This window comes from Streptomyces sp. Tue6028, from assembly GCF_002300165.1.
GTDB classification, from domain to species: domain Bacteria; phylum Actinomycetota; class Actinomycetes; order Streptomycetales; family Streptomycetaceae; genus Streptomyces; species Streptomyces siamensis.
In genome coordinates, this window is the sequence record NZ_MLCE01000017.1 from 57,553 (window position 1) to 81,586 (window position 24,034).

General features: G+C 72.2%; 24 protein-coding genes and 1 tRNA gene. 17 read left to right on the forward strand and 8 right to left on the reverse strand.

From position 1 onward, the window contains the following. Positions 1 to 53 precede the first annotated feature (53 nt). The 5 genes from BKI49_RS15160 to BKI49_RS15180 all read left to right on the forward strand — a co-directional run bounded on the left by BKI49_RS15160 (position 54) and on the right by BKI49_RS15180 (position 3,988). A complete protein-coding gene (locus BKI49_RS15160) occupies positions 54 to 1,577 on the forward strand; it encodes a type III PLP-dependent enzyme domain-containing protein (protein WP_257004800.1) in 1,524 nt (507 codons plus the stop codon). 226 nt (positions 1,578 to 1,803) lie between these two features. Beyond that, positions 1,804 to 2,202 (forward strand): hypothetical protein, encoded by a 399-nt coding sequence (locus tag BKI49_RS15165; RefSeq protein WP_028803869.1) that lies wholly within the window; start codon positions 1,804 to 1,806, stop codon positions 2,200 to 2,202. Further along, complete coding sequence (locus tag BKI49_RS15170; RefSeq protein WP_095934806.1) at positions 2,199 to 3,017, forward strand: hypothetical protein; 819 nt, start codon at positions 2,199 to 2,201, stop codon at positions 3,015 to 3,017. The genes BKI49_RS15165 and BKI49_RS15170 overlap by 4 nt, the downstream gene beginning before the upstream one ends. A gap of 64 nt (positions 3,018 to 3,081) precedes the next feature. Continuing rightward, positions 3,082 to 3,597, forward strand: a complete 516-nt coding sequence (locus BKI49_RS15175) for a roadblock/LC7 domain-containing protein (RefSeq protein WP_095934807.1) — start codon at positions 3,082 to 3,084, stop codon at positions 3,595 to 3,597. 16 nt (positions 3,598 to 3,613) lie between these two features. Further along, positions 3,614 to 3,988, forward strand: a complete 375-nt coding sequence (locus tag BKI49_RS15180) for a roadblock/LC7 domain-containing protein (RefSeq protein WP_095934808.1) — start codon at positions 3,614 to 3,616, stop codon at positions 3,986 to 3,988. A gap of 36 nt (positions 3,989 to 4,024) precedes the next feature. On the opposite strand, the gene BKI49_RS15185 is transcribed toward BKI49_RS15180, so the two are convergent. The 3 genes from BKI49_RS15185 to BKI49_RS15195 form a co-directional block, all read right to left on the reverse strand. Further along, complete coding sequence (locus BKI49_RS15185) at positions 4,025 to 4,594, reverse strand: hypothetical protein (protein WP_095934809.1); 570 nt, start codon at positions 4,592 to 4,594, stop codon at positions 4,025 to 4,027. Between the two features lie 97 nt (positions 4,595 to 4,691). Continuing rightward, positions 4,692 to 5,657: a MurR/RpiR family transcriptional regulator gene (locus BKI49_RS15190; protein WP_257004801.1), complete on the reverse strand. Its 966-nt coding sequence runs from the start codon at positions 5,655 to 5,657 to the stop codon at positions 4,692 to 4,694. Further along, positions 5,654 to 7,174, reverse strand: a complete 1,521-nt coding sequence (locus BKI49_RS15195; RefSeq protein ID WP_095934810.1) for an aromatic amino acid ammonia-lyase — start codon at positions 7,172 to 7,174, stop codon at positions 5,654 to 5,656. Before BKI49_RS15195 ends, BKI49_RS15190 begins: the two co-directional genes overlap by 4 nt. Before the next feature lie 142 nt (positions 7,175 to 7,316). On the opposite strand from BKI49_RS15195, the gene BKI49_RS15200 reads away from it, so the two are divergent. From BKI49_RS15200 to BKI49_RS15230, 7 genes are all read left to right on the forward strand, one after another. Next, positions 7,317 to 8,375, forward strand: coding sequence for an ABC transporter ATP-binding protein (locus BKI49_RS15200; RefSeq protein WP_095934811.1), 1,059 nt, complete (start codon positions 7,317 to 7,319; stop codon positions 8,373 to 8,375). Continuing rightward, positions 8,372 to 9,013, forward strand: a complete 642-nt coding sequence (locus BKI49_RS15205) for an ABC transporter permease (protein ID WP_095934812.1) — start codon at positions 8,372 to 8,374, stop codon at positions 9,011 to 9,013. Before BKI49_RS15200 ends, BKI49_RS15205 begins: the two co-directional genes overlap by 4 nt. Beyond that, positions 9,013 to 9,675, forward strand: coding sequence for an ABC transporter permease (locus tag BKI49_RS15210; protein WP_095934813.1), 663 nt, complete (start codon positions 9,013 to 9,015; stop codon positions 9,673 to 9,675). Before BKI49_RS15205 ends, BKI49_RS15210 begins: the two co-directional genes overlap by 1 nt. Before the next feature lie 13 nt (positions 9,676 to 9,688). Beyond that, the gene (locus BKI49_RS15215; protein WP_095934814.1) at positions 9,689 to 10,627 is read left to right on the forward strand and encodes an ABC transporter substrate-binding protein; all 939 of its coding nucleotides are present in this window, start codon (positions 9,689 to 9,691) and stop codon (positions 10,625 to 10,627) included. Next, a complete protein-coding gene (locus tag BKI49_RS15220; RefSeq protein WP_095934815.1) occupies positions 10,627 to 12,048 on the forward strand; it encodes a purine-cytosine permease family protein in 1,422 nt (473 codons plus the stop codon). Before BKI49_RS15215 ends, BKI49_RS15220 begins: the two co-directional genes overlap by 1 nt. Before the next feature lie 102 nt (positions 12,049 to 12,150). Continuing rightward, entirely contained in the window at positions 12,151 to 12,816 is a 666-nt protein-coding gene (locus BKI49_RS15225; RefSeq protein ID WP_095934816.1) for a carbonic anhydrase, read from the forward strand. 128 nt (positions 12,817 to 12,944) lie between these two features. Beyond that, positions 12,945 to 13,379 (forward strand): hypothetical protein, encoded by a 435-nt coding sequence (locus BKI49_RS15230; RefSeq protein WP_179332456.1) that lies wholly within the window; start codon positions 12,945 to 12,947, stop codon positions 13,377 to 13,379. A 448-nt stretch (positions 13,380 to 13,827) separates the two neighbouring features. Here the strand turns inward: BKI49_RS15230 and BKI49_RS15235 are convergent, their stop codons facing one another. Next, positions 13,828 to 15,222: a cystathionine beta-synthase gene (locus tag BKI49_RS15235; RefSeq protein ID WP_028803882.1), complete on the reverse strand. Its 1,395-nt coding sequence runs from the start codon at positions 15,220 to 15,222 to the stop codon at positions 13,828 to 13,830. 143 nt (positions 15,223 to 15,365) lie between these two features. Here BKI49_RS15235 and BKI49_RS15240 point away from each other — a divergent pair, with 143 nt between their 5' ends. The 3 genes from BKI49_RS15240 (at position 15,366) to BKI49_RS15250 (ending at position 19,343) form a co-directional block, all read left to right on the forward strand. Further along, positions 15,366 to 16,394 carry an SGNH/GDSL hydrolase family protein gene (locus BKI49_RS15240; RefSeq protein ID WP_179332457.1) on the forward strand — a complete coding sequence of 343 codons (1,029 nt, stop codon included), beginning with the start codon at positions 15,366 to 15,368 and terminating at the stop codon, positions 16,392 to 16,394. 611 nt (positions 16,395 to 17,005) lie between these two features. After that, entirely contained in the window at positions 17,006 to 18,226 is a 1,221-nt protein-coding gene (locus BKI49_RS15245; RefSeq protein WP_095934819.1) for an acetyl-CoA C-acetyltransferase, read from the forward strand. Between the two features lie 319 nt (positions 18,227 to 18,545). After that, the gene (locus BKI49_RS15250; protein WP_095934820.1) at positions 18,546 to 19,343 is read left to right on the forward strand and encodes a hypothetical protein; all 798 of its coding nucleotides are present in this window, start codon (positions 18,546 to 18,548) and stop codon (positions 19,341 to 19,343) included. A gap of 50 nt (positions 19,344 to 19,393) precedes the next feature. Here the strand turns inward: BKI49_RS15250 and BKI49_RS15255 are convergent, their stop codons facing one another. Further along, positions 19,394 to 19,705: a hypothetical protein gene (locus BKI49_RS15255; protein WP_179332458.1), complete on the reverse strand. Its 312-nt coding sequence runs from the start codon at positions 19,703 to 19,705 to the stop codon at positions 19,394 to 19,396. A gap of 104 nt (positions 19,706 to 19,809) precedes the next feature. On the opposite strand from BKI49_RS15255, the gene BKI49_RS15260 reads away from it, so the two are divergent. After that, positions 19,810 to 20,040: a DUF4287 domain-containing protein gene (locus tag BKI49_RS15260; RefSeq protein ID WP_095934821.1), complete on the forward strand. Its 231-nt coding sequence runs from the start codon at positions 19,810 to 19,812 to the stop codon at positions 20,038 to 20,040. Positions 20,041 to 20,199: 159 nt separating this feature from the next. On the opposite strand, the gene BKI49_RS15265 is transcribed toward BKI49_RS15260, so the two are convergent. From BKI49_RS15265 to BKI49_RS15275, 3 genes are all read right to left on the reverse strand, one after another. Further along, positions 20,200 to 21,081, reverse strand: coding sequence for a Bax inhibitor-1/YccA family protein (locus BKI49_RS15265; RefSeq protein ID WP_028803888.1), 882 nt, complete (start codon positions 21,079 to 21,081; stop codon positions 20,200 to 20,202). Between the two features lie 312 nt (positions 21,082 to 21,393). Next, positions 21,394 to 22,569, reverse strand: a complete 1,176-nt coding sequence (locus tag BKI49_RS15270; protein WP_095934859.1) for a 4-hydroxybenzoate 3-monooxygenase — start codon at positions 22,567 to 22,569, stop codon at positions 21,394 to 21,396. A gap of 174 nt (positions 22,570 to 22,743) precedes the next feature. Beyond that, positions 22,744 to 22,826: transfer RNA gene (locus tag BKI49_RS15275), tRNA-Leu, on the reverse strand. A gap of 387 nt (positions 22,827 to 23,213) precedes the next feature. Here BKI49_RS15275 and BKI49_RS15285 point away from each other — a divergent pair. Next, positions 23,214 to 23,984, forward strand: coding sequence for an ABC transporter ATP-binding protein (locus BKI49_RS15285; RefSeq protein ID WP_095934822.1), 771 nt, complete (start codon positions 23,214 to 23,216; stop codon positions 23,982 to 23,984). Positions 23,985 to 24,034: the final 50 nt, after the last annotated feature.

Genomic DNA, 24,034 nt, shown 5'->3' on the forward strand with positions numbered 1-24,034 from the left:
TCAATAGCGGCGTGCGCCAGCGCCGCCGAGCCGGGGATGTTTGGCTGGGATGTATGGGTGCAGACAGGGACAGGACGGGGGATCCGGTGGAGCACGCGGAGGGCGGGAACGGGACGGACCGGCGTGGCGCGCACGGGGCCGCTCCCGGCGGCGGTGGGACAGGCGCCCCGGGCGCGGGCGGACCCGTCCCGCCGCGGGCCCCGGCGGGGCGCGGCGGGACGGGCGGGAGCGGCTCGCCCGAAGGGGACGCCGACCGGGTCGCGCGGCGTGACGAGGCGGTACGGGCCGCGGTCGAGCAGGGCCTGACCGGGCCGGGAACGCCCGTCGTCGCGCTCCTCGACGTGCACGGCATCAGGGCGTCGGCGGCGGACCTGCGGGCCGCCTTCGCGGCGGTGACCGCCCCCGGCACGCCGGTGCTGCACGCCTTCGCGGTGAAGGCGACCCCGCTCGTCCCCGTCCTGCGGCTGCTGTACGAGGAGGGCATCGGCGCGGAGGTGGCGAGCCCGGGGGAGCTCGCGCTGGCGCGCGCGGCCGGAGTGCCCCCCGCGCGCACCGTCCTCGACTCCCCCGCCAAGACGAAGGCCGAGCTGCGCGAGGCGCTGGCGCTGGGGATCGCGGTCAACGCGGACAATGCGCAGGAGCTGGACCGACTGGACGCGGCCGTCCGGTCCGCGCCCACCCGCGCTCCCCTCGGAATCCGGGTGAACCCGCAGGTCGGCGGGGGTTCCATCGAGGCGCTGTCCACCGCCACGGCGACCTCCAAGTTCGGGGTCGCACTGCGCGACGAGGGCGCGCGCCAGTGGCTCGTCGAGGCGTTCGCAGGCCGTCCGTGGCTGACCCGGCTGCACCTGCACTCCGGGTCACAGGGCGTCCCGCTGTCCCTGATGGCGCAGGGGGTGGCGGAGGTGTACGCACTGGCCGAGGAGATCAACCGGCACGTCGGGCGGCGGCAGGTCGACACGATCGACATCGGCGGCGGGCTGCCGGTCAACTTCGGTTCCGACGCGACGACACCGACGTACGCGCAGTACGCGCGGCTGCTGTCGGAGGCGGTGCCGGGGCTGTTCGACGGACGGTACGGCCTGGTCACCGAGTTCGGGCGGTCGCTGCTCGCCAAGCACGGGACGGTGCTCGCACGGGTCGAGTACGCGAAGTCCGCCGGAGGGCGGAAGGTCGCGGTCACGCACGCCGGGGTCCAGGTGGCGGCCCGCACGGTGTACGCGCCGGCGTCGTGGCCGCTGCGGATCGCCGCGTACGACGCGAAGGGCCGGCCCAAGACGGGCCCGGACGTCGTCCAGGACGTCGCGGGCCCCGCCTGCTTCGCCGGCGACCTGCTCGCCGAGGGGCGCGCGCTGCCGCTGCTCGAACAGGGCGACCACGCGGCCGCGCTGGACACGGGGGCGTACTACTTCGCCCACCACTACGCGTACAACTCCCTGGCCCGTCCAGGGATCTTCGGGTTCGCCCGGGACGCGGGGGGCGGGGTGCGCTTCGCGGTCGTCCGCGAGCCGCAGACCGTCGACGAGATCGTCGCGGAGTCCGGCGGGGCGCAGCGGTCCGCCCTCACGGGACTCTAGGAGTGCCGTCGGGGGCGCTCACGGGAACGCACGCCGCCCCGCACTCCTGGGCGCCCCCGGCCACCCCTGCGCGACGACACTTACCGGCCACAGAATGTGGTCAGTTGACCCACCTTAGTCACCGCGGGCATGTTCCACAGGAAAATGCCGGATCCCTCACCCGTCACGCACACGTTGCGTAACTTCGGCGTCACTCGGCCGAACCCTTGGCGGGAGGGGAGAGACGGTGCCCGGAATCGACGAGTGCCTACTGGAAGCCATGACACTGCCCGGTGCGCGGGGTGCAGCGGTGGTCGACTGGACCAGCGGCCTGGCCCTGGGCACCGTGGGGGACGCGCCGGGCGGTGACCACGAGACGACGGCGGCGGAGGCCGCCGAACTCGCCCGGCTCGCCGCGGAACACAGCGCCTTCGCCCCATCGGACGGCTCCGACTGGTCGGAGCAGGAGACACCGGTCGAGGACCTGATCATCAGCAACCGCGACAGCTACCACCTGCTGCGGTTCGTACGGACGACCTTCGACAGCAGCGTGTTCCTGCACCTGTGGCTGGCCCGCTCCGACGGGAATCTCGCGCTGGCCCGGATACGGCTCGGCGAGATGGCCGGACGGCTGGTGCTGGGATGACGACGGTCAGAACACCTCCGCCGCCCCGCCTCCCCGTGCGGGACAGGGCGGCGGGCACCAGCGCCAACGGCGGCGTCTCGCCGATGCTCAGCCGCCTCGCCGACGAACGGGCCACCGGCGTCCTCATCCGCGAGCACGGCACCCTCTACCTCGCCGACGGTCAGGTGGTGCACGCCGAGAGCCCCTCCACCCCAGGGCTCGACGTACTGCTGGCCGCCCGCGGAGTGCTGGACGCCGAGGCGTGGCGGGAGGCCGTCGCTGCGGCCGGCGCCCGCCGCCGGGTCGGCCGGTTCCTCGTCGACCACGGCCGGATCGCCGAGGGCGCGCTGGAGCTGTGCCACCTCGGCGCGCTGTACGACGCGGCGTACTTCGTGCTCGGCCCGAGCGGCTCCCCGACCCGTTTCCGCTACGGGGCCGCGCACTGGCTGGGCCCCGTCCACCCCGTGCCCGTGGCCGCGCTGGAGCGCGAGACGGTGCGCCGCCGCGAACTGCTGCACCGCATCTGGCCCGACCCGGCGACGGACACCGCTCCGCTGCTGCGCTCCGGGCTGCCCGCCGGGCCGTCCGTGCCGCTGCGCCAGGAAGCCGTACTCGGCCGGGTCGACGGCGTACGGACCGCGGCCGACGTCTCCGTCGCGCTCGGGCGGCCGGCCTTCCACACCCTGGTCGACCTGCGCCGGCTGGCCGCCGCCGGACTGGTGGGGGCCGTACCCGCACCGCAGCCGCCTCCCCTGCCCGGCGTGCTCACCCAGCCCTCCGCCGATCCCGACGTCGCGCTGCTGCGGCGACTCCGAGACGCGCTGGAGGCCCTGTGAGTCCCAACCCGGGGGAGGCCTTGTGATCCGCGCGCTACGACAGCGTGCCGAGAGGAGACTGCTGATGGCGGCGGAGCCCGAAGTCCTGGACGAACTCCACCGGTTGAGGGCCCGGGTGCCCCAGCTGACCGGGGCGCTCGCGGCCAGCGCGGACGGTCTCGTCCTCGCCCACGACACCCCCGGTGTGGAGCCGGACGGGCTGGCCGCGCTCACCGCGGCGGCGCTGGGGGTCGCCGCACGGATGACGGACGCGACCGAACAGGGCGACTTCCGCGAACTGCTGGTCCGCGGCGTGCACGGCTATGTCGCCACGTACGCGGCGGGCACCTCCGCCGTGCTGACGCTGCTGGCCCAGGACCGGGTCAACGTCGGCCGCCTCCACCTGGAAGGGCGCCGTTCCGGAACCCGGATCGGGGAGCTCGTGGACGCCGCCACCGCACGCGGCGAACCGCTCGGCCCGGCCAGAGCCTCCGGGAAGGCCCCGTCCGGGGCCACGACCACACGTACCCGCACGGCGCGCGGCCCGGGGAACGCGCGCACCACCACCGCACCCAACACCCCGACCACATCGGAAAGCTGAAAGGAAGCAATCCACCATGGCGAACACCGAAACCACGCTGAAAGAGGCTATGGCGTCCATCGAGGGCGCGACCGGAGCGGCTCTCGTCGACTACACCAGCGGAATGGCGCTGGGCACGATCGGCGGCAGCAAGGGCTTCGATCTCAATGTCGCGGCGGCCGGCAACACCGACGTCGTCCGCGCGAAGATCCGCACCATGGAACACCTCGGCCTCAAGGGCGAGATCGAGGACATCCTGATCACGCTGTCCGACCAGTACCACCTGATCCGGCTGCTCAAGGGGCGCGGCGGTAACGGCCTCTTCCTGTACCTGGTGCTCGACGGCAAACGGGCCAACCTGGCGATGGCCCGGCACCAACTGCGCAGGATCGAAGCCGATCTGGAGGTCTAGCGCCCCGTCACGTCACCGGCACCCGCCATCTCGCGGTCAGCGGCGCCGCGCCCCTCCGGGCGCGGCGTCGCCGGCCGCGACGCCGGTGGCACGGCAGGCCTTGACGGGCTTGCCCACCGGTGCGCCCGCGCGGCGGCCGAGCCAGTCGACCCGCACCCAGATCAGCGTCTCCCCGGCGCGCTCGCGGCGCCCGAGCCAGCCGGCCTTGAACCACAGTCCGGTCCCCACGCCCGCCAGCAGCATGCCGCCCGCGGCGGGCACCGCGAAGGAGCTGCCGAACGCGGCCAGGAAGGCCAGGACGAGCCACCAGCGGTGGCCCCGGCGCCAGTTGCGCACCGTCACGGCACGGTCCTGGAGCACGTCCTGCTTGCCGGCACGGGCCGCGGAGCGGACCAGGGCCGCGTACCGCTTGCGGCGCACGCACGCCGTCACGGCGGCCGCCACGAGGAACAGCGCGGCCCCGGCCGGCACTCCGATCCGGCGGCCCGTCAGTCCGGGGACCAGCACCCCGATCCCGGCCGCGAACACCCCGCACCACCACAGTGGTGCGGCACCGGCCCGCACGACGACGGCCACCCGGGCCAGTCCCTGCCCTCCGCGCGCCACGCTCCGCCTCCTCAGCTCACCGTTCGCTCTGTCGGGCGGGCACGGTAGCCGAAGAAGGTGAGACGAGTCTGAGAGGCCGAGGGGCGTGCCGCGACGGCTACTCGGTGAACAGGCCCCGGGCCGCTGCCCGCGTGTCGAACTCCTCCAACCGCGCCTGCGCGTCGGGCAGGTCGTCGCACATGGCCTCCAGCAGGACGCGCCCCAGCAGCATCGGGGAGCACGCCGTGTCGAAGGCGAGGCCGGTGCCGACGGCGGCGGGCAGCAGCAGGTCCGACACCTTCGCCACCGGCGCGAAGGCGGAGTCCGCGACGGTGACGACGGTCAGCCCGGCCTGCTTCGCGTAGGCCAGCGAGTCGACGACCTCGCGCGGGTGGCGAGGCAGCGCGAAGCACAGCAGGGCCGTGGCACCGGCCCGCACGGCGGCGTCGATGCGGTCGTGGAGCATGGTGCCGCCCTCGTGCAGCAGCCGTACGTCCGGGTGGACCTTGGCGGCGAAGTACGCGAAGCCGTACGCCTGCGAGGCGGCGGCCCGCAGTCCGAGGACGGGCAGCGGGCGGGAGGCCGCGAGGAGCCGGCCCGCCCTGGCCACCGGACGGGGGTCGGCGAGCGCCTCCGCGAGGTGCCTCAGGTTCTCGATCTCGGCCTCGACGGCCTGCTGGTACTCGTTGTACGAGGCGGTGTCCGCGGCCGGCTCCGCGGGGGCGACCTCACGCAGATGCTTGCGCAGCGCCGGGTAGCCGTCGAAGCCGAGGGCGACCGCGAAGCGGGTCACGGAGGGCTGGCTGACCCCGGCGAGCTCGGCGAGCTCGACGCTGGACAGGAACGGCACGTCGGCGGCGCGCCGCACCATGCTGTGCGCGATGCGCCGCTGGGTCGGTGTGAGGCGGTGCCCCTCGAAGAGGGCCTGCAGCCGTGCGGCGGGGCTGTCGGACACGACGACGCCCGCGTCGTCCCCCGCGTCCGGGACGGTTCCCGCGTTCCCGCCCACGCCGTCCCCGTCCGCGGCCGTGCCGGTGCCCGCGTTCCTGCCCGCGTTCCTGTCCACGCTCTTGCCCGCGCTCATGACGTGCTCCCCCTCCAGATGTCCGTGAACCGGTCCAGCAGCGCGGCCGCCGCCGTCACGTCGTCCGTGAGCGGCCGGTCTGCCTGCTCCGGGTCGAGCACCGACTCGGCCAGCTCCAGCGCCCGGCCCACCGGAAGGTCCGGCTCGGGCCGCAGGTCGCGCTGGCGCAGCGCCCGTACGGCGGCGACCAGTTCACAGCCGACGACGAGACGGTACGCGCCGCACGCCCGCAGTGTCTGGCGCGCGGCGAGCGAGGCGAAGCTCGCCTGCTCCTCGACGCCCCGGGAGAGTACAGCGTGTCCGAGCGAGGCGGGCGCGGAGAAGGCCCGCAGGTCACCGAGCGCGGCACCGGCGGCGTACTCCAGGATCATCACCCCGGAGGACGCGGGCTCCGGGTCGGCGAGGAAGGGACGCAGGCGGGTGTAGGCCGGTTCGTTGAGGGTGGAGAGCCGGGAGGTGGACAGCCGCGCCACCTGGGTGACGGCCAGCCTGAAGTGGTCCAGGGCGAGCGCGAGTTGGGCCTGGTAGAAGCCGCCGTGGTGGTAGGCGGCCATGTCCTCGGGCGAGATCAGCGGGTTCTCGGCGGCGGCGTTGATCTCCACCGTGAGGACGCCGTCCAGCGCGTCCGCCGCGTCGTGCGCGGGGCCGTGGATCTGCGGCAGGCACCGGAAGCCGTACGGGTCCTGGATGCGGCCGAGCGGAGGCGTGGGCCGGTCCGCCGCGCCGATCAACGTCCGCATCCGCCGGGCCACTTCGGCCGATCCCCGGTGCGGGCGGGCGGCGTGCACGGGCTCCGCGTACGCCTCGTGGGACCCGTCGACGGCCAGCAGCGACAGCGCGGCCACCACCTGGGTGGCCTCGATCAGGGCACGCAGTTCGTGCAGCGCGAGGGCGGACTGGCCGAGGGTGAGCGCGTTGCTGCTGATGAGCGCGAGGGCGTCGTTGTTGTCCAGGGGCTGCGCCTCGGGGGCGCCCGGCCCGCGCCAGGGGTGCTCCCCGGCCAGCGCCAGGCCCACCTGGGCGAGTGCCGCGATGTCGCCCGTGCCCACCGAGCCGAATTCGTTGATCGCGGGGTACGCGCCGTTCTCCAGTGCCTCGCACAGGGCCGTGACGACGGTGGGCCGCAGGCCGGCGCCGCCCGCGAGGAGCTGGTTGGCGCGGACGGCGAGCATGGCGCGGACCTGGCGGGCGGGAAGCTCCTCGCCGATGGCTCCGGCGTGGCTGCGCAGCAGGCGCAGTCCGTGGTCGGCGGCCGCCTCGGTGGGCACATCCTCGTTCCGGTTCGCGCCGACGCCGGTGGAGCGGCCGTAGACGCGTCCGGTCGCGGCGATCTGCCGGGCGGCGTCCCACGACTCCTCGACCCGCTTCATCGCATCGGTGGCCGGCACCGGCCGCGCGGTCCCGTCGGCGAGGCGCACGACGTCCTCGACACCGGTGCCGCGCCCGTCCAGGACCACGAGATCGGTCACCGACAGGGGTGCCGCCGTACTCGACGTGTCCATAATCCGAGACGCCATTACGCCCGTACTCCCCTCAACCCGGACATTCAATCTTGCCTGGCGGTCATTGGTGACCAGCGATTAACGCCGGACCGTTGACAACCTATTCAGATACAGAGAACTCTGCATGACGATATACAGGCCGGGCAAGGGACACCTCATGATCCAGTTCGACACGGTCCACAAGCGCTTCCCCAATGGCACGACAGCAGTCCACGACCTCTCCCTGGAGATGCCGGAGGGTGGCGTGACCGTACTCGTCGGGTCTTCCGGTTGCGGCAAGACGACCACCCTCCGGATGATCAACCGGATGGTCGAGCCGACCTCCGGAACCATCCGCGTCGGCGGCAAGGACGTCCTGGAGCAGGATGCCGCGGAACTGCGCCGCTCCATCGGCTACGTCATCCAGCAGTCCGGGCTCTTCCCGCACCGCACAGTGCTCGACAACATCGCCACCGTGCCGCTCCTGCTGGGCTGGGGCCGCAGGAAGGCCCGGTCCCGGGCGGCCGAACTGCTGGAGACCGTCGGCCTGAACGCCGACGCCGGCAAGCGGTACCCGCACCAGCTCTCCGGCGGCCAGCAGCAGCGCGTCGGTGTCGCCCGCGCCCTCGCCGCCGACCCGCCGGTCCTCCTCATGGACGAACCCTTCGGCGCCGTCGACCCGGTCGTGCGCACCCAGCTCCAGGACGAACTGCTGCGCCTGCAGAAAGAGCTGAGCAAGACCATCGTCTTCGTCACCCACGACATCGACGAGGCGGTACGGCTCGGCGACCAGATCGCGGTCTTCCGCACCGGCGGCCACCTGGTGCAGTGCGCGGCCCCCGCGGAACTGCTCGCCCGCCCCGCGGACGACTTCGTCGCGGACTTCCTCGGCGCGGAGCGCGGTCTGAAGCTCCTGTCGCTGACGACCCTCGCCGACGTCCCGCAGGCCGCGGCCCCGCAGGACGGCCCCTGGACCCTCGTGCTCGACGAGGCGCGCAAGCCGCAGGCCTGGCGCTCCCGGTCCAAGGACGCCGAGGTGCCCCTGCGGCCGCTGAAGGACGGCGACTCCCTGCTGTCCGCGCTCAACGAGTCGGTCACCTCCCCGGCCGGCCTGGTGGCCCGCGTCGACGGCGAAGGCCGGCTCACCGGCGTGACCTCCCGCGAGGACATCCACGAGCACGCGGGCCGGGCGCACAGCGCGGCCGGTGCCGCGACCGGCGCGGGCGTGGCCGCATGACCGTCGACTGGTCGTGGATAGGCGACCACACCGACGACCTGACCTCGCTCACCGTCTCCCACCTCGAAGCCGCGCTCACCGCCGTGCTCCTCGGCCTGCTGATCTCCCTGCCGCTGGCCGTGCTCGCGCACCGCGTGCGCCCGCTGCGCGGTCTCCTCCTCGGGCTCTCGAACGTGCTCTTCACGATCCCGTCGATCGCGGTCTTCGTCCTGCTGCTGCCGGTGAGCGGGCTCACCCGCACCACCACGGTCATCGGCCTGACGATCTACACCCTGGTCGTCCTCCTGCGGAACACCGTCGAGGGCCTCGACTCGGTCCCGGCGAGGACGAAGGAGGCCGCGAAGGCCATGGGCACCCGCCCGCTGCGCACCCTGCTCACCGTCGAGCTCCCGCTGGCCCTGCCGGTGATCATGGCCGGCGTGCGGATCGCCACGGTCATGTCGATCTCGCTGGTCTCCGTCGCGACGTACATCGGCGACGGCGGGCTCGGCCAGCTGTTCACCGACGGTTTCCAGCGCGACTTCCCGACGCCGGTGATCGTCGGCGTCGTCCTGACCCTGCTGCTGGCCCTGGTCGCGGACGCGCTGCTGGTCGCGGTCCAGTACGCACTCACCCCTTGGACGAGGCGGCGCGCCTGATGTACGAACTCTTCGAGAACCTCGGCAGCTGGCTGGTCAGCGGCGACCAGTGGTCCGGCACGGACGGGATCGCCCACCGCCTGGCCGAACACCTCCAGTACTCCCTGCTCGCCACGCTCGTCGCCGCCGCCATCGCGCTCCCCGTCGGCCTGCTGATCGGACACACCGGCCGCGGCGCCTTCCTCGCGATCAACCTCGCCTCCTTCGGCCGCGCGCTGCCGACGGTCGGCCTGGTCGTCCTCGTCTTCCTGGCGAGCGGCCTGTCGATGTGGCCGGTGTACATCGCGCTCGTCGCGCTCGCCGTCCCGTCGATCGTGACGAACACCTACGCCGGAATGAACGCCGTCGACGCGGACGTGAAGGACGCGGCACGCGGCCAGGGCATGCGCGGCCACCAGGTGCTCCTCCAGGTCGAGCTGCCCCTCGCGCTCCCCCTGATCATGACGGGCCTGCGGCTCGCGCTGATCCAGGTCGTGGCGACGGCCACCATCGCCGCGTACGTCTCCTTCGGCGGTCTCGGCCGCTACGTCTTCGACGGCCTCGCCCAGCGCGATCTGGTGCAGGTCCTCGGCGGAGCGGTGCTCGTCGCCGTGGTCGCCGTCGTCCTCGACCTCGCCCTCTCCGCGCTCCAGCGCGTCCTGTTCCGCCACCGTCCCGCCTAGGAGCACCCCAGTCATGAACCGTCGCACCCTCCTCGGCGCGCTCGCCGGCGCGGCCGTCTCCGTCCCCGTCCTGACCGCCTGCGGCAGCGGCATCACCTCGCTCGACGGCGGGGGTTCCGCCGGCAGCGGCGGCAGCGGCTCCAGCAAGGGCGGCGTCACCATCGGCACCGCCAACTTCACCGAGAACCAGGTCCTCGGATACCTGTACGCCGCCGTCCTGGAGGCCGCCGGTGTGAAGACGACCGTCCGCCCCAACCTCGGCACCCGCGAGATCCTCATCCCCGCTCTCAAGGGCGGCGACATCGATCTGCTCCCCGAGTACCAGGGCGCCCTGCTCCACTACCTGGCCCCGAAGTCCAGGGCCACCGAGGAGGGCGAGATGCAGAACGCCCTCGCGATGGCGCTCCCGGCCGGCCTCCAGGTCCTCCCGTACGGCATGGCGGAGGACTCGGACGCCTTCGTGGTCACCCGGGAGACCGCACGGAAATACGGCCTGTCCACGCTCGCCGATCTCGCGAAGCAGAACGGCAGGCTCGTCGTCGGCGCCGCCCCCGAGGTCAAGAAGCGCGAGGTCGGCGTGGTCGGCCTGAAGGACGTGTACGGGGTGGAGTTCAAGGAGTTCAAGTCCCTCGACTCCTCCGGCCCGCTGGTCAAGGGCGCCCTGAAGAAGGGCGACGTCGACGTGGCGAACCTCTTCACCACCGACACCGACATCCAGGCCAACGACTGGGTGGTGCTGTCCGACCCCAAGAACCTCATCCCCGGCCAGCACATCGTGCCGCTCGTCGCCGACCGCAAGGCCGACTCCACGGTCCGCAAGGCGCTCGCCGAGCTCGGCAACGTGCTCACCACCGCTCAGCTCACCGAGCTCAACCGCCAGGTGGACAAGGACAAGAAGGACCCCGAGGACGTGGCGAACACGTACGCCCGGCAGCACGGGCTGGCCAAGTGATGGCGGGCGGCATCGTGGAGCTGCGCTCCATCGACGTGGTCCCCGACGAGGAACGCCACGGCACGGCGTTCTCCCAGTTCACCCTCTGGCTCGGCGCCAACCTCCAGATCACCGCCGTCGTCACCGGCGCACTCGCCGTCGTCTTCGGCGGCGACGTGGTCTGGTCGATCGTCGGCCTGCTGCTCGGCAATCTGCTGGGCGGCGCGGTGATGGCGCTGCACTCGGCGCAGGGCCCGAAGCTGGGCCTGCCGCAGATGATCCAGTCCCGGGCGCAGTTCGGGGTGCGCGGCGCGGTGATCCCCCTCCTCCTCGTGGTCCTGATGTACGTCGGCTTCTTCGCCAGCGGCAGCGTGCTGGCCGGGCAGGCGGTCGGCGAACTCACGCACACCGACGACACCACCGGCATCGTGGTCTTCGCCGTGGTCACGGCCGTGACGGCGGCGGTCGGCTACAAGGTCATCCACGCGCTCGGCCGGGTCGCGAGCGTGATCTGCGCCCTCGCGTTCGTGTATCTCGGGATCAGGCTGCTGGACCGGGTGGACGTCGGGGCCCTGTTCGGGGACGCCCGCTTCGACCTCCCCATGTTCCTGCTGGCGATGTCCCTGTCGGCGTCCTGGCAGCTGGCCTTCGGCCCCTACGTCGCCGACTACTCGCGCTATCTGCCCCGTACGACGTCGGCGCGCGCCACCTTCTGGTGGACCCTCGCCGGCTCGGCCCTCGGCTCCCAGTGGTCCATGACCTTCGGAGTCCTGGTCGCGGCCACGGCCGGCGAGAAGTTCCTGGCGAGCCAGGTCGGTTACGTCGTCGCCCTCGGCGGCACCGGACTCGTCGCGTCCTTCTTCTACTTCGTGATCGCGCTCGGCAAGCTGACCATCAACGTGCTCAACACCTACGGCGGCTTCATGTCGATGGTGACGAGCGTCAGCGGCTTCCGCGGCCAGCGGGTGCTGTCGCGAGCCGGCCGGGCGGCGTACATCGGCCTGATCATGGTGGCCGGCACGGCGGTCGCGCTGCTCGGCAAGGACAGCTTCCTGTCCTCCTTCAAGGACTTCCTGCTGTTCCTGCTGACCTTCTTCACCCCGTGGTCGGCGATCAACCTGGTCGACTACTACCTGATCTCCAAGGAGCGGTACGACATCCCCGCCCTGTCGGACCCGAACGGCCGCTACGGAGCGTGGCGCTGGGACGCGCTCGGGGTGTACGCGGCGGGACTGCTCGCCCAGCTTCCGTTCCTCGCGACGAGCTTCTACACGGGTCCGTTCGTGGCGCCGCTGGGCGGTGCGGACATCTCCTGGATCGTGGGGCTCGCGGTACCGGCGCTCCTGTACTGGCTGGTCGCGCGGCGCGACACGGCGCACCTCCCGGAGCGGACGGCGCACGAACCGGCCTCCGCTCCCCGGCCGGCGCACCAGGAGCGATGAGTCCGCCTCCGAATCACCGGATGCGGTGAAACGGGCAGCCGAGGAGGCGGATGCGTGCCTACGGTGAGTGAGCGTCACCAGCACTCCTCCTGAGGGAGCGTCATGCCCTCCAACCGCAGGGTCTTTCTCGCGGCGGCCGGCGCCGCGCTCACCGCGGCATCGGCGGCGGCCCCGGCCGCCGCCGCACCGCATCCCCGCCCGGCGTCCGCCCGCGCGGCCCTCGCCGAACTCCTCGCGGGCAACCGGCGGTACGCCGCCGGCACGCCCCGCCATCCGCACCAGGACCGCGACCGGCAGCGGCTGTTGGCCACGGGGCAGCAGCCCTTCGCGGTGGTCGTCGGCTGCATCGACTCGCGCGTCCCGCCCGAACTCGTCTTCGACCAGGGGCTCGGGGACCTGCTCTGCATACGCACGGCGGCACAGGTGCTGGACGAGGCGGGGCTCGCTTCCGTCCAGTACGGCGTGGCAGAACTCGGCATCCCGCTGGTGCTGGTCCTCGGGCACGAGCGGTGCGGGGCGATCGCGGCGGCCCTCGCGCACCTGCGCGACGGGACGCCCGTGCCGGGACACCTGCGGGTGCTCGTGGACGAGATCCTGCCCGCGGCACGGCGGACCCGGCCGGTCCCCGGGGACTGGGCCGACCACACCGTGCGGGCGCACACCTCGTGGGTCCGGGACGCGATCAGGGCCGACCCGGCCTTCGCGGCGGCCGAGGTGACCGCCGCCCGCTTCGACCTCGACAGCGGGCGGGTGCACCTGCTGCCCTGACCGGAACACGGCGCCTGCCGCCCCTCGGCCGCCCGGGCCCGCTGCCGCGCGTACGGGGGTGCGGCCCAGCCCGAACAGGGGGGCTAACCCCAGTGCCACGGCGGCCCCGGCTCCCTACCGTGAGCGGTATGACCGGTAGGGAAGCCCGCGGCGACGCCGAATTGAAGAAGGAACTCGACGCCACCCTGCACGCGCGCAGGGAACTAGGTGACGAGTACGAGTCCGCGCTGGTCGACTCGTTCCTGGAGAAGGTCGAGCAGCGCCTCGACGGCGCGGTCGACCGCCGGGTGCGGCGCCAGCTCGCCGAACAGCAGATGGTGGTGGCCCGCGGCTCGCGCTCACCGCAGTCGACCGACTCCTGGGGCGAGCGCTTCGGGTTCGGGATCGTCTCGCTCGTCCTCGCGATCCCGCTGTCCGCGATCGGTGGCGGCGTCGCGCACCTGCCCGGCCTGCTGGTCGCCTGGGGCGGCATCGTCGGCGTCAACGTGGTCCAGGCCGCGCGCCTGTCCCCCCATTTCTTCGGCCGCCGCAAGGACCGGCCGGAGTCCGACTGGGAGGACTGAGCGCACCGGCGCGAGGGCCCGCCCGCCGGCGTCGCGGACGACACACGAGGGCCCGGCACCTGTGAGAGGTGCCGGGCCCTCGTGACGTGTTGCGCGGGGACCGCCGCACCCCCGTCACCGGGGGGCGGGACGACGGCGGTCCCCGCGAGGGACGCGGGCCGGGTCAGGGCCGGGCTTGCGCGTCCGTGGCGTCCATGGAGGTCCGGGAGCCGCTCCGGAGGTCCTTGGCGCCGTTTCGGTGCCGGCCCGGGCGGGGAGCCGCTCCCGCCCTGCCGACATCCACCAATGTGCCGGACGCGTGTTAAGCGGGTGCTGCGCGGACGTGACACGCTCGTACCACTTCCGCGAAGTCCCGGCCGGCGCCGCCGGAGGATCCGTCACCCGACGGACACCTCGTACGCCCGTCGGGTGCCGCCCGTCCGCACATGACGGGCGGCGGCCCGGCGCGTCACTGCTTGGCGCCGCCCTTGGCCAGGAAGGACAGCAGGTCCTGGCGGCTGACCACGCCGGTCGGCTTGCCCTCGACGAGCACGATCGCCGCGTCGGCGGAGCCGAGCACCGACATCAGGTCGCCGACCGGCTCACCGGAGCCGACCTGCGGCAGCGGCGCCGACATGTGCTTCTCCAGCGGGTCCTGGAGGGAGGCGCGCTGGGTGAAGAGAGCGTCGAGCAACTCGCGCTCGACGACCGAACCGACGACCTCGGCGGCCATCACGTCCGGGTGGCCGGCGCCCGGCTTGACGATCGGCATCTGCGAGACGCCGTACTCGCGCAGCACCTCGATGGCCTCGCCGACGGTCTCGTCCGGGTGCATGTGGACCAGGGAGGGGATGGAGCCGCCGGCCTTGTCGTTCAGCACGTCACCGACGCGCGCGCTCGGGCCGGAGTCGTCGAGGAAGCCGTAGTCGGCCATCCACTCGTCGTTGAAGATCTTGCTGAGGTAGCCGCGGCCGCTGTCGGGCAGCAGCACGACGACGACGTCGTCGGGCCCGAGGCGTTCGGCGACCCGCAGCGCGGCGACCACGGCCATCCCGCAGGAGCCGCCGACCAGCAGGCCCTCCTCCTTGGCGAGCCGGCGCGTCATCTGGAAGGAGTCCTTGTCGGACACGGCGACGATCTCGTCGGCGACGGTCCGGTCGTACGCCGTCGGCCAGAAGTCCTCGCCGACGCCCTCGACGAGGTACGGGCGCCCGGAGCCGCCGGAGTACACGGAACCCTCCGGGTCGGCGCCGATGACCTGGACCTTGCCGTCACTGGCGTCCTTCAGGTAGCGGCCGGTGCCGGAGATGGTGCCTCCGGTGCCGACACCCGCCACGAAGTGGGTGATCCTGCCCTCCGTCTGCTCCCACAGCTCGGGGCCGGTGGAGTGATAGTGCGAGAGCGGGTTGTTCGGGTTGGAGTACTGGTCCGGCTTCCAGGCGCCGGGCGTCTCGCGCACGAGCCGGTCGGAGACGTTGTAGTACGAGTCGGGGTGCTCCGGGTCCACGGCGGTCGGGCAGACGACCACCTCGGCCCCGTAGGCGCGCAGCACGTTGATCTTGTCGGTGCTCACCTTGTCGGGGCACACGAAGATGCACTTGTACCCCTTCTGCTGAGCGACGATCGCCAGACCGACACCGGTGTTGCCGCTGGTCGGCTCGACGATGGTGCCGCCCGGCTTGAGCGCGCCGCTCTCCTCCGCGGCCTCGATCATCCGCAGGGCGATGCGGTCCTTCACGGACCCGCCGGGGTTGAAGTACTCGACCTTCGCGAGGACGGTCGCCTGGATGCCCGCGGTCACGCTGTTGAGCCTCACCAGCGGGGTGTTGCCGACGAGGCTGATCATCGAGTCGTGGAATTGCACCGTTGTCTCCGGAGCTGCGTTCTAAAAGGGATGGTCCCGTCAGCCTAAGGCCCTGGGGGACCGTTCACGCGCCGTTGAGATTGGCTGACCCTCTGCACGGGGCAAGCAGTGTTTGTACGGCTACGAGGAGGTGGCGGCCAAGGATGTCGAGCTTGTCGAGGGCGAGGGTGGCGCGGCGCATCGCGGCGGGCGCGGCGTACGGCGGTGGCGGGATCGGCCTGGTGGGCGCGGCCGCCGTCGGCCTGGTGCTGGCCGAGGTGCAGCTGGCGAAGCGCCAGGTGGGCAACGGGAACGCGCCCTACGCGCCGCGCGCCGACGGCCTGTACGGATACGACTACGCCGGCGCCGCCCCCGGCGAGGCCCCGCTCCGCCTGACGATGCTCGGCGACTCCACGGCCGCGGGCCAGGGCGTGCACCGCGCCCGGCAGACACCGGGCGCGCTGCTGGCCTCCGGGCTCGCCGCGGTGGCCGAGCGGCCGGTGGAACTGTGCAACGTGGCGCTCCCCGGTGCCCAGTCCGACGACCTGGACCGCCAGGTGGTGCTCGCCCTCGCGGATCCCGCCCGGGTGCCCGACGTCTGCGTGATCATGATCGGTGCGAACGACGTGACGCACCGGATGCCGCCGACCCGGTCGGTGCGCCACCTGTCCTCGGCGGTGCGGCGGCTGCGCACGGCGGGTGCGGAGGTCATCGTCGGCACCTGCCCCGATCTGGGCACCGTCGAGCAGGTCCAGCAGCCGCTGCGGTGGCTGGCCCGGCGGGCGTCGCGCCAGCTCGCCGCCGCGCAGACCATCGGCACGGTCGAGCAGGGCGGCCGGACGGTGTCGCTGGGCGACCTGCTGGGCCCCGAGTTCGAGGCGAATCCGCGGGAGCTGTTCGGGCCCGACAACTACCACCCGTCCGCGGAGGGTTACGCGACGGCCGCGATGGCGGTGCTGCCCACGGTGTGCGCCGCGCTCGGCCTGTGGCCGGCCGACGAGGAGCGGCCGGACGCCTCGCGGCGCGAGGGGTTCCTGCCGGTGGCCCGGGCGGCGGCGGAGGCCGTGTCCGAGCCCGGCACGGAGGTCACTGCCGCCATGCCCACCGGGCCGCGGGGGCCCTGGGCGCTTCTCAAGCGCCGTCGCCGCCGGAGGCTCCCCGCCACGGACCCGGCACCGGCGCCGTCCCCGTAGCCCCCTGGGGCCCACCGCCTCTGCGGCGCCGCAGCCCTGGGCGGGCTCCTGTTGCCGCAGCCCCGGGCGGGCTCCTGTTGCTGCCGCCCCGGGGTGGGCTGCTGTGCCTCAGCCCTGGCGATGGGCTCGGCCGCGTGCAGGCATCGGCCTGGACGGCCTCGTCCTCAAGCGCCGGACGGGCTGAGGTCTCCTGCCCTGGGCCGGAAGCACTCAGCACCCCGGGGGGCGGAGCCCAAGTTTCAGCCCCTCCGGCGTTTGAGGAGCGGGGTCCGGGGCGGAGCCCCGAACTTCAGCCCCTCCGGCGTTTGAGGAGCGGGGTCCGGGGCGGAGGCCCAGGTGTGGGACGGGTAGGGGCGGAGGGGGCGAGAAACAGGTCCGGGGTCCAGGCTGGAGTAGGAGCCCCGGAGCCCCTCACAAGCCGCCCCTCGCCGGAGGAGCCCACCTCCGGCCCCCGGACCGCCCGCTGAAGGCGCCCCCGCCAGAGAAAAGCAAGCGCTTAGAAAAGTGCGGCCCGAGTCACACCCCCACACCCGTGACCTCGCCCATACGTACGGGTAACTTCCCAACCAGCCCTGCTCGAAGGTTCATCCCCGTATGCCAATGGAGCCGTGATGCCCGAAGCCGTGATCGTCTCAGCCGCCCGCTCCCCCATCGGCCGCGCCTTCAAGGGCTCTCTGAAGGACGTGCGCCCCGACGACCTGACCGCCACGATCATCGAGGCCGCCCTCGCCAAGGTCCCCGAGCTGGACCCGAAGGACATCGACGACCTCATGCTCGGCTGCGGCCTCCCCGGCGGCGAGCAGGGCCACAACCTCGGCCGTATCGTCGCCGTGCAGATGGGGATGGACCACCTCCCCGGCTGCACCATCACCCGCTACTGCTCCTCCTCCCTGCAGACCTCCCGCATGGCACTGCACGCCATCAAGGCGGGCGAGGGCGACGTCTTCATCTCCGCGGGCGTCGAGATGGTGTCGCGCAGCGTGAAGGGCACCAGCGACGGCCTGCCGGACACCCACAACCCCCTCTTCGCCGAGGCGGAGGCCCGCACCGCCGCCGTCGCGCAGACGGAGGGCTCGACCTGGCACGACCCGCGCGAGGACGGCCTGGTCCCGGACGCGTACATCGCGATGGGCCAGACCGCCGAGAACCTGGCGCGCCTCAAGGGCGTCACCCGCCAGGACATGGACGAGTTCGGCGTCCGCTCGCAGAACCTCGCCGAGGAAGCCATCAAGAACGGCTTCTGGGAGCGCGAGATCACCCCGATCACGACGCCCGACGGCACGGTCGTCTCCAAGGACGACGGCCCGCGGGCGGGCGTGACCCTGGAGGGCGTGCAGGGCCTCAAGCCCGTCTTCCGCCCCGACGGTCTCGTCACGGCCGCCAACTGCTGCCCGCTGAACGACGGCGCCGCCGCCCTCGTGATCATGTCCGACACGAAGGCCCGCGAGCTCGGCCTCACCCCGCTCGCCCGCATCGTGTCGACCGGTGTCACCGGCCTGTCCCCCGAGATCATGGGCCTGGGCCCGGTGGAGGCCAGCAAGCAGGCCCTGCGGCGCGCGGGGCTGACCGTCGACGACATCGACCTGTTCGAGATCAACGAGGCGTTCGCCGCGCAGGTGATCCCGAGCTACCGCGACCTGAACATCCCGCTGGACAAGCTGAACGTGAACGGCGGCGCGATCGCCGTCGGCCACCCCTTCGGCATGACCGGCGCCCGCATCACCGGCACGCTCATCAACAGCCTCCAGTTCCACGACAAGCAGTTCGGCCTGGAGACGATGTGCGTCGGCGGCGGCCAGGGCATGGCGATGGTCATCGAGCGCCTCAGCTGACACGGCCGGGCACGCGGATCCGAACGGGCGGCAGATTCCGTACGGGTGACCGTTGTTGAACCGAACGTGATCGGATCGGCCCAGATCCCCGCAACCACCGGGGCTCTGGGCCGATTTGTGATCCAATCCCGCCCAAGATGTGACCTATCTCCCCCTGGAGAGCGATTTTCGCAGGTCAGAGCGCTTGCACGACTAAACCCCAGGCATAAAGTCCTGTCCCTTTCGTGACGTTACGCACTGACAGCCGGATGGTCCGCCCTTCAAGCTGATGTAGGAAGTCGGGGGCCGACCTTGAACCGGGAGTACGTCAGTGAGCGCCATGCCGATTGCTTTGCTCCTCACCACGGGTGCCACCGCGGCCGTGGGCATCGCCGTACTGCGCACCGTGCGGGGACTGCGTCGACAGGTCGCGGCTCTGCACACCGAGCTCGTCGAGAGCCGGGCGACGGCCACCGCGCGCGGTCTCGTGCCCGCCGCCCGCCCGGCCGCGGACACGGACGAGATACGGGCCGCGGTCGCCGAGGCGCTCGCCGAGGAGCGGGAGCGGGAGCTCGCCGAGGCGCGGGCCTTCTGGGCCGCGCAGGAAGCGCGTGACGCCTCCGAGGCACCCTCCCTGCTCGGTCTGACGGACAGCGAGATGTTCCTGCCGCGCCAGTCGGACTTCGTCGGCCTGGAGCCCCTGGAGCCGGTCACCGAGGCCGCCGCGGACGCCGAGGAGGGCTCCGCCGGCGCCCACGGCGAATCGCCGGAACTGGCCGCGGCCCGCCGCCGCCACCCCTCCCACCCGGACTTCGTACCGGTCCAGTCGCCCGTGGTGAACGACCATGAGCGCACGGTGGCGTGCCTGGAGGAACTCGCCGTGTCCGGCACGGAGCTGGCGGACGTCCGCCCCGGCCCGCTCGGCACCCTCGACGTCTACGTCTTCGCGGACGGTACGACGCTGTGCATGACGCCGGGTCACCGGGAGACGGCGGAGCGGCTCGCCACCGCGCTGCGCGAGGGCGAGACCCCGGTCCTGCTCGGCGGCTCGGGCGTGTCGGGCGCGTACACGCTGACGTTCGCCTGCGGCGAGGAGAACGTCTACATCCTGGCGGACCGCGTCATCGCGTCGCTGTAGGAGCGCGCGCCGCCCAGAAGCCTCACCCCGCGCCGGAGTCGGTCAGCCGATCAGACCCCGGCGCGTTTCTGTGCCTCCTCCACGAGGGCCACCGCCTGCGCCAGCTCCTCCTCGGTCGTCAGTACGAGAGCCAAGTCGTGCGCCGCGACGGTGATTTGGTCGGCGGCGGCGAACATGCCCGCGTCGGGCATCTCCCGAGGGGCCGCGGAGGGGTCCTCCAGATGCTGGGCACGCAGTGCCAACTCCCTGGCCAGACCCAGTGCCTCGGCTGCCGCGTTGCGTTGCAGGCGGCTCTGCGGCGCGGCCCGCAACCGGTCGGCGAAGTGATCCACGGCTCGGGTCAGCGGCGTCGTATCAAGCACGTCGCGAGACTACGCGCCGCGACAGGACTGTTGCCAACAACCCAACCCTCAGGCACGGTGGCGTGAAGGACCGGCTTACATCCCCATTGCGTCCGGAGGCGCCGATGTCCCAAGTCTTCTCCGAGGAGACCCATCGCAATCTGCTCGCCCGAATCCCTCACTGCACCGGTCGTGAGATCTCCGACTGGCTTCGCACCGTCGAGGACGGCCCCGCCCTCTTCCGCTTCGAGGAGAAGGTCAGCTGGCTCCGCGCCGAGCACAACCTCGCGTACGGCCACGCCAAAGCGATCATTCACGAGTACGACCTGAGGAGGGCCGCGCGCAAACTGCTCTGAGCGCGCACCGCAGTGACATCAGGCATCCGATGACAGGCATCCCACGACGAAGGGCCCGCGAACCGGTGGTTCGCGGGCCCTTCAAGTGCCTGTGGCCGGGTCGTCCGGCCAGGTGGCCGGCGGTGTGGCGACCGCTGTCGCCGCATCGCCGGCAGCCGGCTAGTCGTCGCCGCTGAAGATGGCGACCAGGCGCAGCATCTCGACGTAGATCCACACGAGGGTGAGGGTCAGGCCGAACGCGGCAAGCCAGGCCTCCTCCTTCGGCGCGCCGTAGGCGATGCCGTCCTCGATCTGCTTGAAGTCGAGGGTCAGGAAGAACGCGCCGATCAGGATCGCGAGGATGCCGACGATCGCGCCGAGCGGGCCCATGCTGCGCAGTCCGCCGTCCTCGGCGACGCCGAAGACGACCAGCAGCAGGTTGACCGCCATGACCACGACGAACGCGATGGCGATGGTCATGCCGATGCGCGCGTACCGCGCGGTCACACGGATCCAGCCCGCCTTGTAGACGAGCAGGGTCGCGCCGGTGACCGCCATGGTGCCGAGCACGGCCTGGAAGGGCGCGCCGGACCACTGGCTGTTGTACATCTCGCTGATGACCCCGAGGAAGACGCCCTCGAAGGCGGCGTAACCGAGGATCAGCGCGGGCGAGGCGGTGCGCTTGAAGGACTGGACCATGGCCAGCACGAAGGCGACCAGTGCGGCGCCGATCGCCAGGCCGTAGCTGGTGGACGACACCGGCAGCAGGGCCCAGGCGAGGATGGCGCCGACGGCGACCGTGCCGAGCGTCATGGCCGAGCGCATGACGACGTCGTCCATCGTCATGCGGCCGGTGGTGGCCGGGGCCTGCGGCGGAGCGCCGTACTGGAGGTCCTGCTGTGCGTACGGGTTCTGCGCGTAGGGGTTGCCGCCCTGCTGGGCGTACGGGTTGCCCTGGGTTCCGGCAGCGGGTCCCCCGGCCTGCGGCGCCGCGTTGAACCCCGCGTAACCGTTGTCGCGGCTGAACCCCCGTCGCGAGAAGACCGGGTTACTGCTCCTCATTTCACTCCTCCATGGCCACCCTGCGTGGCCTTGGCCTCAAGGGTAATAGGTAGGCAAAGGATTGACCCTAGTGCTTGGGGAGGATCTTTCCCTCGTGCTGCCACGGTACGCGTGCGGTCTCGAGGCCGCCCGCACTGGTACCAAGCCGTGACAGCGCCCGTGGCCTCCTCTTTATGCCCGCTGTCGCGCCGGGTGCCCGGCCCGGCCCTTCGCGGCCTGTCGTGCCCCCTCCGCCCCGGCGGGCGCTGCTCCGTCCGCGGCGGGCGCTGCTCCGTCCGCGGGGCCGCGCCTCCGGACGGCCCAGGAAACCCCCTAGTCCAGCGGGAAGCCGGTGTACCCCTCGGCCAGGTCGGCCTCGGCGGCCCTGGTGCCCGCGATCCGCTCCAGGCGGGCGAGCTGGATGCGGCCGTCGAAGGGCGAGGCCCCGGGGTCGCTGTGCAGCAGCGTCGTCATGTCGTACGAGAAGCGCTCGGCCTGCCAGACGCGGCGCAGGCAGGTCGCGGAGTACGCGTCGAGCAGGGCGGCGGAGCCGGTCTCCTTCTCGTGCGTGAGCGCCCGCGCGAAGGTGACGACGTCGCCGACGGCGAGGTTGAGGCCCTTCGCGCCGGTCGGCGGCACGATGTGCGCGGCGTCCCCGGCGAGGAAGAGCCGTCCGTGCCGCATGGGCTCGTGGACGTGGCTGCGCATCGGGGTGACGGACTTGGCGGTGATGGGGCCCCGGCGCAGCCGCCAGTCGTCGTGGGTCTCCAGGCGCCGCTCCAGCTCGTCCCAGATCGCCTCGTCCTCCCACTCCTCGGCGGTGGTGCCCTGCGGCACCTGGAGGTAGAGGCGGGAGACCTCCGGGGAGCGCATGCTGAGCAGGGCGAAGCCGCGCTCGTGGCGGGCGTAGACGAGTTCGTCGTGGGAGGGCGGCACGTCGGCGAGGACACCGAGCCAGCCGAAGGGGTAGGTCCTCTCGAAGACGCGGGAGAGTCCGGCGGGCACGGCCTGCCGCGCGACTCCCCAGAACCCGTCGCATCCGACGACGTAGTCGCAGTCGAGGACGTCCTCGCGGCCCTCGTACCTGAACCGGACGCGCGGCCGGTCGGTCTCGGCGCCCTCGACGGCGAGCGCCTCGGCGCCGAAGAGCAGCGGACCGCCCTCCTCGATCTGGAGCGCTATGAGGTCCTTGCAGACCTCCGTCTGGGCGTACACCGTCACGGAGCGTCCACCGGTGAGGGCGGGGAGGTCGACGCGGTGGCGCCGGCCGTCGAACCGCAGCTCGATCCCGTCGTGCCGCAGACCCTCCCGGTCCATGCGCTCGCCGGCCCCGGCGGCCCGCAGCACGTCCACGGTGCCCTGCTCCAGGATCCCGGCCCGCTGGCGCCGCTCCACGTACGCGCGGTCCCGGCTCTCCAGGACGACGGAGTCGATCCCCGCGTTGTGCAGCAGCCGCGCCAGCAGCAACCCGGCCGGCCCGGCCCCGACGATCCCGACGGTGGTACGCATCGGCACGCCCCTTCGCGTTCCCATGTTCGTCCAGTGAAATTTCCTTCACTGTTTTCTCCGGTGTGAGTCTCCGACCGCACCGGCCTGCTGTCAACGGTGTGGGACGAAGCTCCCGTGGGAACCCGCGCACGGCCGCGTTCCGCGGTGCGCGGGGATGAACGAAAGAGTCGGAGGTGCCCGGAACCGGACTTGAACCGGTACGCCCGCGAGGGGCAGCGAGGTTTAAGCTCGCCGTGTCTGCATTCCACCATCCGGGCAGGCCATGGGCTCCGCATCGAGGTTCCGAGCCTATCGGGGCGCATCCCCCGAACAGCGGTCGGGCGACCCGATGTTGTCTTATTTTATTGACGTCTGAGGGTGCATCAGCACCCGGTACGGGCCATCCGCACTTGCCAATAGCCTTTCGGACGCCCCACGACATCGCATGCGGAATGACGGAATTTCACCGTCCGAACGAGCGCACTGCGTGACGTCGCGCCCGGGGGTCCTCTCAGGGGGTTCCGTCATCCCCAGGTATGACTCGGCCGCCGCCGGTCCGACCGCAGTCTGTCCCCGGAACCGGAACAGCGGCTGACTACAGCGCGCGGATCGGGACCGACGATGGGAGACATCCCCGAACGTCGTCCCGACAGGAGCACTCTCCCGTGACCACCACGCCCCTCGCCGGCACCACCACCGCCGTGGCCGCCCGCGCCACGGAACTGTCGAAGGTCTACGGACAGGGCGAGACCCAGGTGGTCGCCCTCGACCGGGTCTCGGTCGACTTCCGGCAGGCCGAGTTCACCGCGATCATGGGTCCCTCGGGGTCCGGCAAGTCCACGCTCATGCACTGCGTGGCGGGCCTCGACACCTTCAGCAACGGCTCCGTGCGCATCGGCGAGACCGAGCTGGGCTCCCTGAAGGACAAGCAGCTGACCAAACTGCGCCGGGACAAGATCGGGTTCATCTTCCAGGCCTTCAACCTGCTGCCGACGCTGACGGCCCTGGAGAACATCACGCTCCCCATGGACATCGCGGGCCGCAAGCCCGACAAGCAGTGGCTGGACACCGTCATCAAGATGATCGGGCTGTCCGACCGCCTCGGGCACCGGCCCTCCCAGCTCTCCGGCGGTCAGCAGCAGCGCGTCGCCGTCGCCCGCGCCCTGGCCTCGCGGCCGGACATCATCTTCGGTGACGAGCCGACCGGAAACCTCGACTCGCGCTCGGGCGCGGAAGTGCTGGGCTTCCTGCGCAACTCCGTACGGGAGCTGGGTCAGACCGTCGTCATGGTCACCCACGACCCGGTGGCCGCCGCGTACGCGGACCGCGTGGTCTTCCTGGCGGACGGCCGCATCGTCGACGAGGTGTACGGGCCGACCGCCGAGTCCGTGCTCGACCGGATGAAGCAGTTCGACGGCAAGGGCCGCACGAGCTGACGCCCCGTCCGACCACCGCCCACCCCGCCGCCGCACCTTCCCTGGACTGA